10 protein-coding genes are annotated in these 12083 nt (G+C 42.3%); 2 read left to right on the top strand and 8 right to left on the bottom strand.

Annotated features, from left to right (window positions below; translation table 11 throughout):
* Positions 1-288 precede the first annotated feature (288 nt).
* The 8 genes from JMX89_RS09555 to JMX89_RS09520 all read right to left on the bottom strand — a co-directional run bounded on the left by JMX89_RS09555 (position 289) and on the right by JMX89_RS09520 (position 8838).
* A complete protein-coding gene (locus JMX89_RS09555) occupies positions 289-447 on the bottom strand; it encodes a hypothetical protein (RefSeq protein ID WP_201532494.1) in 159 nt (52 codons plus the stop codon).
* Positions 448-599: 152 nt separating this feature from the next.
* Positions 600-1349: an MBL fold metallo-hydrolase gene (locus tag JMX89_RS09550; RefSeq protein WP_201532493.1), complete on the bottom strand. Its 750-nt coding sequence runs from the start codon at positions 1347-1349 to the stop codon at positions 600-602.
* Positions 1350-1786: 437 nt separating this feature from the next.
* A complete protein-coding gene (locus JMX89_RS09545) occupies positions 1787-2431 on the bottom strand; it encodes a c-type cytochrome (RefSeq protein WP_201532492.1) in 645 nt (214 codons plus the stop codon).
* Positions 2432-2480: 49 nt separating this feature from the next.
* A complete protein-coding gene (locus JMX89_RS09540; protein ID WP_201532491.1) occupies positions 2481-4082 on the bottom strand; it encodes a flavin monoamine oxidase family protein in 1602 nt (533 codons plus the stop codon).
* 89 nt (positions 4083-4171) lie between these two features.
* Positions 4172-5530 (bottom strand): cytochrome c, encoded by a 1359-nt coding sequence (locus tag JMX89_RS09535; protein WP_201532490.1) that lies wholly within the window; start codon positions 5528-5530, stop codon positions 4172-4174.
* A gap of 1 nt (position 5531) precedes the next feature.
* On the bottom strand, positions 5532-6233 hold the full coding sequence (locus JMX89_RS09530) for a YceI family protein (protein WP_227673069.1): 702 nt from the start codon (positions 6231-6233) through the stop codon (positions 5532-5534).
* Between the two features lie 249 nt (positions 6234-6482).
* Positions 6483-7679 carry a benzoate/H(+) symporter BenE gene (benE, locus tag JMX89_RS09525; RefSeq protein WP_201532489.1) on the bottom strand — a complete coding sequence of 399 codons (1197 nt, stop codon included), beginning with the start codon at positions 7677-7679 and terminating at the stop codon, positions 6483-6485.
* Between the two features lie 178 nt (positions 7680-7857).
* Positions 7858-8838: a YhdH/YhfP family quinone oxidoreductase gene (locus JMX89_RS09520; RefSeq protein WP_201532488.1), complete on the bottom strand. Its 981-nt coding sequence runs from the start codon at positions 8836-8838 to the stop codon at positions 7858-7860.
* 263 nt (positions 8839-9101) lie between these two features.
* Here JMX89_RS09520 and JMX89_RS09515 point away from each other — a divergent pair, with 263 nt between their 5' ends.
* Positions 9102-9872, top strand: a complete 771-nt coding sequence (locus tag JMX89_RS09515) for an IclR family transcriptional regulator (protein ID WP_227673068.1) — start codon at positions 9102-9104, stop codon at positions 9870-9872.
* Positions 9873-10175: 303 nt separating this feature from the next.
* Entirely contained in the window at positions 10176-11528 is a 1353-nt protein-coding gene (locus tag JMX89_RS09510; protein WP_201532486.1) for an 8-oxoguanine deaminase, read from the top strand.
* Positions 11529-12083 lie beyond the last annotated feature (555 nt).

Here is a 12083-nt window from a genome sequence, read left to right as displayed (position 1 = left end):
GGCCGTTATCATGATTACTATTTGATAAAATCTTAATTTTGATGTTAGAGACGGATGTTAGAGAAAAGGTAATATGTACCAATAGCACTTAAAATTGGGCTACTGTTAGGCTGCTGAAGAAAGGCGTATAGCGAAAGTCTCAGCCATCCAATAATATATTTGCATCTAACATTGAAGAACAATAACTCTCTATTGGATAGTTTTATCTAAAATATAGATTCAGACTCTATGAGATCGCTACTCAAAAGCCATTTCCCGACGACTACACGCATCTCTTTATTACAAGCTTTAATCGGGTTTACGCAGATATTTCAGAATTGCCATCAATATCAACACAAGTACAGCAAAAAGAAGTAGCGCAAACAGTAGGCAGAGAATCATCCAGGCCCAGCCCATCCCTTGCATCATCGTTCCCTGCATCATTTCTCCATTCATTATGCCGTTCATAATAGTACTTCTCCGTAGATTATAGTATTGGCATTAATAGTAGTGTGCGCGCTAAGCATGGGAATATCAAATGCTCATTAATTATATCTCTTCAATATCAGAGCCGATAAATTAATCATTATTAAATGTCGACTCCCTTAAAATCAGTAACATTATCCTTGAGGGCTCTGCATCATCTGGCGACAGTAAGTGGCTAAATTTTCTGGTAAATCCTCTGGGCAGACGCCACACTGCTGGTTACCAGGGACAGCATAGTCAATGAATTTTGGATATGATAGATTTAGGTTGCTCATGATGACCTTGAATTCTTCAAGTGTTATGTCCCCGCCAAGCCGTGGATTGCGCTTTTTTTCCTGCGCGATTGAAGAGACAAAGCGCTCCTTGTAGTCGTGCGCAGGATAGACCAGCGTGTCGTCTGGTAAAGAAAAAAGTTTCTGCCGCACAGATTCATACAGCGCATCGGCATCGCCATTCTGGAAGTCGGTCCGGCCACATCCATCGATAAGTAAAGCATCGCCAGTGAATACCCGCTCATTAAAGAGATACGCAAAATGACCATCGGTGTGTCCCGGCGTATGCAATGGGTGCAAGGTAATACCAGCAACCTGCAAAGGTGTTCCTTCCTCCAGCCCGACATCCACACATGGTAGACGGTCAAAGGCAGGCGCTGCAATCTTGCTACCGACGGCACGCTTCATCTCCAACGCTGCAGTAATGTGATCTGCGTGGATATGCGTGTCAACTGTGTAGACCAACTCCAGTCCCAATCTATGGATTTCAGCCAAGTCACGATCCATGGTCGCTATGACCGGATCAATCAGGATAGCCTGACCTGTATCCTCGTCCCCTAACAGATAGGTATAAGTGCTCGAAAGGGGTTCGTACAATTGACGAAATATCATGATTATTCCTTGTATAAGGTAAGGGATGATGCCCAACACACTGGTTATTGCACCTATTTTTTATATATTATGTTCTAATATAGTGTATTCATAAAGCATTACTCTGTATGGTTTTTATGTGACATTAGCAGACCAAAGCTGTTGGACTCGTGGGTCTTCGATATTTGCTCTTGAGCTGGTCAATACGGCAAGCGAGTGATGCGGTATCATCAATGAATTGCTGTATTAAATAACCATAGTGTTAAGATTGGTTCTTAGGTTATTACACGCCCTTTCATAATCTTCTCTCTTTATATAATCTTCCGTAATACTAAACATCATATCTTCAGTATATGAATTTAATAATTATGAAATCGACAGCACGGTTCATTATCATCGAGCTTACTGATTAAACTCTCCCAAGTTAGTGTCTAAAGATTTGATATCATAAAATAAAATTATTCACTCGGATCAGAACCCGGTGGAAAGTCATGACGGAGCTGAGCAACGTTGGCAGCAGTGACTGTATCGGTAAATTTATTAAGGTCACTATGCACATATTGAGTGACCGCTGCTATTTGTTCATCATTCATCATACTTTGAAAGGATGGCATACCGCGTAGACCATTCATCACAACACTAATGATATAGTACTTTGATTGCATCTTACTGTTATCAGCAAGCGGAGGATAGTAACCTGCCCCCTTTGCGCCCTTACCATCTTGCATATGACAGCCAGCACAAGAATCATTATAGAGCTTTTTACCATTGGTAGTAATAAACCCCTTTTTACCGTCCGCACTCCCTTCGAATTTTGCTAACCACTTTTGCAGCTTAACATCCTCTGCCATTTTCGGTAGTGAGCTGACATCGACGATATTGGCTGTTGGCGACCTAAGTGCTTCTTTAGTCATATACACTGCACCCCATGCACCATTATTGCGACTGGCTTGATTATCAAAGACCATTTGCGTGGTTTGTTGCTGACGGGCGAGAGTAACAGCATTGGCGTTAGTGGATTGGCTACAGCCTGATAGCGCGACTGTGCTTCCGATACCTAATATCATTACCACAGCAAGCAGGTTTGGTTTGATCATGCCCATGATTACCTCTGAATTTATTATGATTAATTTACTGTAATAATCACTTCTACTAACCAAGTTTTTTTGCCTTTTGATGTAGTCGCTGAGCGGCATCCATGCCAGATAAAATTGCCCCTTCTTGCCATGCTGGGATATGCGAGCAGTGCTCACCTGCTAGTACGATACGGTGGTCAATCGCGCATAGCGTATCGTAGTACTGATCACGGCTTGACTCGCTCCAAATGCCATAGCAACCGAGCGACCATGGAATACGGTGCCAAGCGACTGACGTTCCAGAGCGGAACTCTTTGGTATATTGCGGATGAATATGCTTACCATACTGTAGTGCCACATCAATACGCTCTTTTGGATTCAGCGTATTAAATCGATAAGAGGCTTCTCCAAATCCATACGCGCCGAGTAGCACCCCTGAGCCTGTGGTAAACATACCGTGTGAAGGATAGGATATCTGTGAGATGGGCATATCGGTATAGGTGATACCGCCGTAAATCCATTCGTCTTCTTCCCAAAATCGGCGTTTGAACTCTAAACCTACTTTATAAGAGGTGTCATAAGGTACCGCTGCCATCGCTTGCTTCATCGGCGCTGAGACGTTAATATCAATTTGAGTCAATACGGATAGTGGAATGTTGCAGATACACCAGTCAGCGCGCACGGTTTTATTTTGACCATCAGGGTTATTACTATCGACATAATCGACAGTGACACCGCTCTCATCTTGATAAATCTTAGTGACCTTAGCATTAAACGTAATCATGTCTCGACATTCGCGAGTAAATGCATCACCGATTTTCCCCATACCACCGACAGGCTGAAACATCGCTGGTTGATGGTCATATGTCGTATAGTTGCTATAAATATCTGACCACATCCCTGAATTTAAGAGCTTGTCCATCGGTATCGGTGTCGAGGGTTTGGCATCAGGCATGAGCCCGCCACCCGGATAAACACTGTAGCCACGATGCTTGCTGGTTTCATGGCTCTTGACATAGCGATAATTGTTATCAAGGACGCCCCAACCTTTTAATCCTTCTAAGAGTTTCTCCTTGTCCTCTTTATTAACTGTCTTATCAAGGCTACCGGTATTGACTGCTTTGGATAATAGCTCTGAGACATAGCCACGTATGTCACTTTGTACTTCACCCAATCGCTGCGGTGCACCATTGAAATGGGTGGTTCGGTGTAGATAGGCGCGGTCATTGGTCTGTATAAAGGGCTGTAGTGCCACACCGAATTTTTTACAATAATGGAATACCGCATAATGATGAACGGGCAATCGCCATGGTCCCCCATTAAAGTAATTGCCTTTTTTAAAGTCACAAGTCACCTCGGCGCCACCAAGCTCGGTATATTTATCACCTGCGTTTAGTGTCCAACTGCGACCACCACCGCGATTTTGAAACTCAAGAACAGTGACTTTATAGCCGGCTTTACGTAGCTCATAAGCAGCGGTGAGTCCGCCCAATCCTGCGCCAAGGATCACAATGCTAGCGCCAGCAGGCGCACCCTTTAAATTCATCTCTTGTTTAAAACTAGATTCCGAAGCAAATCCTAACGTAGTCATCGCCTGATACATTGCTGTAGCCCCTGCGGTCTTACCGATCATTGATAGCAGTTGCCGACGGGTGGGCGATTGAAGCATATCATTCATTTTATTATCCTTATTATAGAACCGTCATCCATGTCATCAGGTTGCATTAAGTATTTTTATAGCTGTATCGATAGTGGGGTTAATGGCACTTACTTTAAGATGCGTTTAACGTCAGCAGCACTAACATCACTACTTTGTAGACCACCGAAACTTACCCGCACGTAATTGGTAATACTGGCAATCTGCGCATGACTTAACTCTTTCTCGAAGCCTGGCATTTTGGGTGCTGTGTTTAACGCCCCTTTTGCACCATAAGCAATAACGTTAATCAGTGCGTCTGGCTTAACGCGACGAATACTACTCAGTCCTACGATAGAGGCGTAACGAGCATCGGGCTGCGCGTAACCATCGACCCCATGACAGCTGCCACAGGCAGCAAGATATAGCGCTTTTGGTGAGTTTTGGTCATTATTAAAATGAGCATTCGTGGATGTTTTTGCCTGCGCTAAATAGTCTTTTTGCTCTATTAAATTATAAGCAATAGAGCTGCTGACCGGATTAGGCAGCCGTGATGTATCTATAGGTATCACGTAATCGTCAGTCTTGAGGATAGGTACGACTTTTAGATAAGCAGCCATTGCAATTAAGTCGCCATCGCTTAGATAGCGTGTACTATGGGCGACGGCTTCAGCCATTGGTCCACCTGCATAAGCCCGTTTGTCGAGCATGCCAGTACGTAGATAAGTGACGATATCACTCTCGCTCCAACGACCGATACCGCTGTCATTATCTGGGGTAATGTTAGGTGCATACCATTTACCAAGCGGCGCACCAGATAAATATTTTTTCTTATCAAGACCTTGCGTAAGGTTGCGTGGGGTATGACAAGTGCCGCAATGCTCTAAATTATTAACGAGGTATTCACCGCGTTGCTGGGTTTGGGTGAGCCCTGCACGATTTTCTGTAGAAGGCACGTTAATCACATTCCAAGCCAACATTAATGTTCGGATATTTAACGGGAATGGTAGCTTAGTGGTATTTTCAGGTGGCTCCTCTACTGGAGGTACGGTTTGAAAGTAAGCAAATAGTGCACTGATATCCATATCAGCCATACCATGATAAGACGGATATGGCATCGCAGGATAAAGCTGCTGCGTAGGCGCACGACCTTTTTTCAAGGCATTTTTGAAATCAGTCTCAGTATAGTTGCCGATACCATAACGTGTGGAGGGCGTGATATTGGTCGAGTAAATATTACCAATAGGGGTTTCAATCGCGACGCCGCCGCTATAGTCCTCGCGATGACACGCCATACAGTCAGCAGTACGGGCAATGTAGGCACCGCGATTGGCTAAATCACTATTCATGGGGCTTACATTGGGTAAGCTAGTAGTAGGGCTGATATTGAATGGGCTCGGCACATGAGGTGAGCCTGCGCTATCAGCCATGACAGCGCTAGAAGCCATACTAAGTACAAGTGCTGATAACATTATAGAAATTGGCTTCATACTATCCTCGCGAGGCTGGAAAAAACTCATTTTTAACAACTTTGGCTATGACTCTATGACACGCTAATTGTTTACTGAATTTAAAAAACTCCTGTTTAGACGCTTCGACTTGAATATTTAAAGTCAGATTTTTAGTCATGCCGAATAAGACATATTTTTTGATATTCCACTGAGTACGGTCAATAGTGGCGGTAAAATTGCCTCCGCAGATATTCTTCTTAGCTAGAGCGGTCAGATAGCAATTAAATTTGGTCGCCAATAAGCTAATAGGATGGGTCTGACCGTTTAAGGTTAGCTTGCCATCCACTTGTGTGACCTTTGGGTTTTCTTCGTCAGAGGTGAAATGCCATTTGGTAGATTCAAAATGAGCCAATGGAAACTGTTCCATATTAAAAAAATCAGAGCCCATCAGTTTGAGAGTGAAGCTTTTATTGCCTGTGTTTAAGGATTTTATGGGGATAATGAGAGAGATGTCGCCAGTTTTTGCGCTCGGATCATACTGGAGTATTCCCGTCACATTATAGAAGCCGCCAGTGGTGGCAGAGGTTTTGAGGTGGTCAATAGCGAAACGTACGTTAGAGGTGTCAGGCTCAATTTTATAGGTGGCGGCAAAGCTACTAACCGTACAACCTACCAGCAATAATAACGTCCCTAATGGCTTGTAGTAATGCAATAGTACTTTGTCAAATACAAGCTGGCTCATGACAACATTCCTTTGTTGTGTGATCTTACTTATGACACGATTTCTAAGCGTTTACTAGTATTGTTTTATTTGGAGGAGTTTTTAAGATTAGTACTGTGTCTGTTATTGAACTGCCTTACTATATTGATCGAAAACTATCAGAATATGATAACCAAGCGGTTAAATGAATTGTAGCAGAGGGTTGGACTCATAATTCCCAACCATAATCACTAAGAATATCTTTCAATCAATCACCTTTTTACCAACCAGTTATACCTCAACCGGCTTGCTGCTTTTTTTAGTCAATATGTAGTGAGCAATCATACCGATACAGATGCCCCAAAACACCGAACTCAATCCCAAAAACTGCATGCCAGATGCCGTGGCTAAAAAAGTAATCAGTGCCGATTCTCTTTGACTATCATTTTTCATGGCAACCGTAATATTGGCTGAGATAGCACCTATTAGCGCCAGACCAGCTAGAGCGGCGATCAGCTCTTTAGGTAACAAGCTAAACACCAGCACAATACTACTAGCAAACAGTCCCCCTAATAAGTAAAAAATACCATTAGCGACACCGGCGATATAACGCTTTTCTTTGAGCTCATGCGCATCTTTTCCCGTACATAGTGCAGCGGTGATTGCTGCTAATGTAATGGTGATACCTCCTACGCAAGCAACCGCTAATGAAGCAATGCTAGTGGCCATGACAATAGGTTTCGCCGGCGTGTCATAGCCACTTAAATTCAAGATAGCCATGCCGGGTAAAAACTGTCCGCTTAAGCTCACGAGAATAAGAGGAATTGCAAGGTTAAACGTTGCGTGCCAGGACCATTCTGGCCAGATGAGGACGGGTATGGTCATCGTAAAGTTGATATCGACAGGGTTCATCTTGCCAAGTAGCAAACTTAAGGTGACGCCACATAATAATACCCAAATCATTGTATAGCGCGGTGACAAGCGCTTGGCCAATAAATAACAGCCCAACATACTAAAAATAATAAATGGCATGGTGTCAGTGGCGACGAATAACCCTAAGCCAAATTGAAATAGGATACCTGCCATCATACCGGCGGAGATACTGTTAGGAATCCACTGTAAAACCTTATCAAAATAGCCAGTCGCGCCGACCATAAAAATAACGATGGCTGAGATAATGTAAGCCGCAACGGCCTCATTAATACTCATCTGTGGAAACAATGTCACGAGCAGCACGGTTCCTGGAGCGGACCAAGCAGTCACTATCGGCGCTTTATATTTGATAGAAAGATAAATACCAGGTATCGCAGTGCCTATCGATATACCCCAAATCCAAGACGCCATCATGGCCTCTGACACTTGTGCTGCTTGTGCCGCTTGAAAGAAAATAACCAGTGGCCCTGCATAAGCAATGAGTACCGCTAAAAAGCCAGCAACAGACGCTGAAAGTGACCAGTCTTGTTTTAAATCTTGTATTACAGTTACCATCTTACGTTCCTAAAAACTCTATAATTTTATCAATTGATCATCTTTAGGATAAATATGACCTCTTATACGAGTCATTACTAGTCGATAAAACTTTATCTATAGAAACTAAGAAACTCTTAATTTTAAAAAATTAAGAGTTTCTTAGTACATATCATATCGACAAGAAAATAGATGTCCTTTATATTTTCACCACATACCGACCCACTGACTTTCCCTCTAGCATCAATGCGTAGGTGTCTTTGATATCTTCTAGACCAATCTCGTTAGTAATACTATCTAAAGTAGCTATTTTAAACTCACCAGCCAGTTTGTCCCATGCCGCTTGTTTCTTCTCAAGTTTACATTCAACCGAGTCGATACCTATGAGTCTGACGCCCCTTAAAATAAATGGGAATACATTGGTATTGAGTTCATGTGACGCTGTTAACCCACAGCAAGTAGCAACCCCATCATATTTTATATATTTTAGGGCATTGGCTAAAATATCACCGCCAACCGTATCGACGACCCCTGCATATCTTTCAGCCATAATGGGTTTTTTAGCGTCCTCATTAAAAGTATCTCTAAGGATAACTTCTGACGCGCCAATTCGTTTAAGATAATCAATTTGTTCCTCTTTTCCTGATACGGCAATGACAGTAAAGCCAATTTTATTTAGGATAGAAACCGCTAAAGAACCCACGCCACCAGTAGCACCAGTGACTAAAACCTCACCATCTTCTGGCTTGACACCGTTATCTAGCAACTCATTAACACTCAAAGCTGCGGTTAATCCTGCAGTACCGAAAGTCATAATTTCTTTATCAGTTATTGTGTCAGGAATACGGGCGACCCATGACGCTGGGACTTTGACAAACTCTGCATGACCGCCATCAGTATTCATCCCTAAGTCATAGCCAGTCACCAATACTTTTTCTCCGACTGTAAAGGCATCAGATGTCGTTTCGTGTACCACTCCGGCCACATCGATACCGGTGATATGCGGGAACTTTCTAGTCACACCCGGATTGCCTACGGAGCTTAAAGCATCCTTATAATTTAATGATGAATAAGTTGTCTTTATGACCACTTCATCTTTATCACATTCTGGTACAGGAACTTCTTGTATTGCGCAAGAAAACGCTCTGTCCGCTAGTTTCTCTACTACAAAGGCTTTCATATTTATTCCTTATATATTCTTAGGACTACAAAACCTCAGTATTTGTAACGAGAGGATTGTTCGCCTTTAATCACTTAAATTAGAAGTGAGCATTTCACCAATATATTTTTTATGCTACATTAATTTTCATATATCGATAGATAAATTATCGTTATGTAAAATAACATAATTGATTTGTCATAACAAGATGTAAACGCTCAAGCCTTCTCGTTATAATGGACGTAATTATGCGGCGTTGTGTCGCTAAGGATATGAATCAAACCATGAATAATGCTAAAAAAAAAGGCTCAAGCGTTGAGCGTGTTTTGCAGATAGTTGAAATGTTAGCCAAGTCTCAAAGACCTATGAGTGTCAGCGACCTAGCAGAAGCGTTAGACATACCGATACCAAGTATGTATCGACTGCTAGAACAGCTACAGAATCTCGGATTCGTCCAATTAGATCTGCCTGGGAAAGTAACATGCGGAAAACGAACTTATCAGCTAGCCATAGATTTATGGCAAAACAACCACTTCAAAACTGAAAGGCTGGCAATCTTGCAACAGCTTTCGGCACAAATAGGAGAAACAGTAGGCATTGCGATTATGCAAGATTTAGACGTGGTTTACGTCGATCGCGTATTGTCTGATTGGCCACTGCAAATATACTTACCTGCGGGTTCTCATATTCCAGTTTGGGCAAGTGCCAGTGGTAAGTTACTTCTCGCACAGCTACCTACAGATAAGTGCGAACGTATTATTGATAAAATGTCGATACATGCCTTGACCACCAACACACAGACCGATAAAAATCAGCTACTGCAGACCATCGCTAAAACGCGTGATACTCAAATAGGGATAGATAACGAAGAGTTTATTCCAGGCATGGTCGCCTGTGCGGTACTCATTCCAAATGGTGAGCAGCAAGCATTTGCCACCGTATTTACTCATGGTCCCACTGTCAAAAAGTCTTTAGAAGCGTTATTAAGCCATGTACCTCTTTTGCAGAAAGCTGCAAATGAGCTGTCTGTTGTTTTTAGTCAAGACTCTCTATAGTCATTTGTCCAATTGGGTTACTAGCAAAATACCATAGCCGTTTTTTTTCTTGATTAACAGGGTATAGATCATAAGTCACATAGGTCAAGCAGAACACAAGTTACTTAATAATTGACAACACGGTGGTTTTTTGCCAAGATATTTATGAACAATGATTTGGAGGCGATCATTAAATAGCCGTGATTTTAAATCAACTACTATTCACACCTTTCCGGTTTGTGTGTTAGTAGCTCCTACATCCGGGTTTAAGCGATTAAGATTTTTCTTAATCTTTCCTAAACCTGATGACTAATAGGAGTCACTATGCAGGTTAACTCTCAAAGAATTTGGATCAAAAATCCCCTCGACTGTTTAGACCCCACTTATGCTGGCGGTATCGTTATTCAAAATGATCTTATTGTCGAATTAATAAGGGCTGGTGAACAACCCTTGCAAGCGGTTGATGAGGTAGTGGATGCCCATGAACACGTTCTTATACCTGGCTTAATCAATAGCCACCATCACTTTTATCAGACATTGACCCGTGCTTTTCCTGCCGCGTTAAACAAAAATCTCTTCCCTTGGCTGCAAAGTCTTTATCCCGTTTGGGCCAGACTAACCCCTGAAATGATAGCAACATCTACCCAAATAGCGCTTTGCGAATTACTACTCTCTGGTTGTACTACAGCCAGTGATCATCATTATTTATTTCCTAATGGTTTAGAGCATGCTATTGATATTCAAGTAGAGCAGGCAACCAAACTGGGTATCCGCGTGCACCTGACCCGTGGCTCAATGAGCTTAGGTGAAGATCAGGGCGGCCTGCCTCCTCGAACCACCATTCAAACCGATCATGAGATCCTAGATGATAGCCAGCGATTGATTAAAGCCTATCACCAATATGACAATGGCGCGATGACCCGCATAGCACTAGCCCCATGCTCCCCATTTTCTGTTAGTGAAGAACTCATGCGAGCAACGGCTGATTTAGCTCAAGATCTTAATGTCAGATTACATACCCATTTGGCCGAAACCCATGATGAAACAGACTTTTGTATAAAAATGTTTGGCGTGCGTCCTGTAGACTATCTTGAGCGCGTTGGTTGGTTAAATCATCGTACATGGCTTGCGCACGGTATTCACTTTAATGATGAAGAAATAGCACGATTGGGTAAAGCGCATGTGGGTATTGCCCACTGCCCATCCTCAAATATGTTATTAGCGTCAGGACAATGCCCTACCCTTGCCCTACAAGCGGCGGGTTGCCCTGTCGGTCTTGGTGTTGATGGGTCCGCGTCAAATGACGGTTCGAATATGATTGGTGAAGTCCGTCAAGCATTATTGCTACAACGCCTGCGTTATGGTGCTAAGGAAATAACCCATCAAAAAGCGTTTGAATGGGCCACTAAAGGCTCAGCAGGGTGTTTAGGGCGTGATGATATTGGGGAGATAGCAGTCGGTAAACAAGCCGATATCGCGCTATTTAAACTTGATGAAATACGCTTTGCGGGCGCAGGTTCTCCTGTTGCAGCGCTATTACTTTGTGGCGCAACCAAAGCCGATAAGGTAATGGTTGCCGGTAAATGGCGTGTATTAGAGGGTCAAATAGTCGGTGTCGATATGAATCAATTGATGGCGAAACAAATTACGCTAGCGGCGGATTTAGCACGTGCTTAAAAATATGTGAATATAAACTACATTGATGGAAAGAATAGTGGCTCCCTAATTATGATTCAAACATTCTGGTATGCGGTATAGATAGTAATATTAGATTCACTAAAATATAGAGAACCTGATATTACTATAGTCAATCCACTATAAATCAAACAAAGTGCTACTGGAATAAGTTTTGCGCCGCCTCTGTCTGCGCAGGCACAGTAAGCAAGAAAAATTTATACCAGTAGCGCGTTATAATATTTGTACTTATTTTATTTAGGACTGACTATAGAAGTATTTCAAGCCCTTGACTTAAGACAATCAAATTTTAGTGCTTTTCTAGTAAAGTTATCTTTTATTGGCGTAATAATTTTAGATAATGTACAAGATATTTTTTGACGCCAAACCATAGAATGTTATCTATAACAAACACGTTCACAATTTTACATAGAAGATTCTTTAAGAATACTTTATATTTTATTAAAAATCACACATGGAAAAGTGGCTAGCGATAGCCACTTTTTTTATGCTGCGTCTATAATAGACAACCTTAGCTTTACGCAACCAGACAGGATG

Origin of the sequence: Psychrobacter sp. DD43 (assembly GCF_904846555.1) — a bacterium.
GTDB lineage: Bacteria > Pseudomonadota > Gammaproteobacteria > Pseudomonadales > Moraxellaceae > Psychrobacter > Psychrobacter cryohalolentis.
This window is presented reverse-complemented; position numbering and strand designations above follow the sequence as displayed.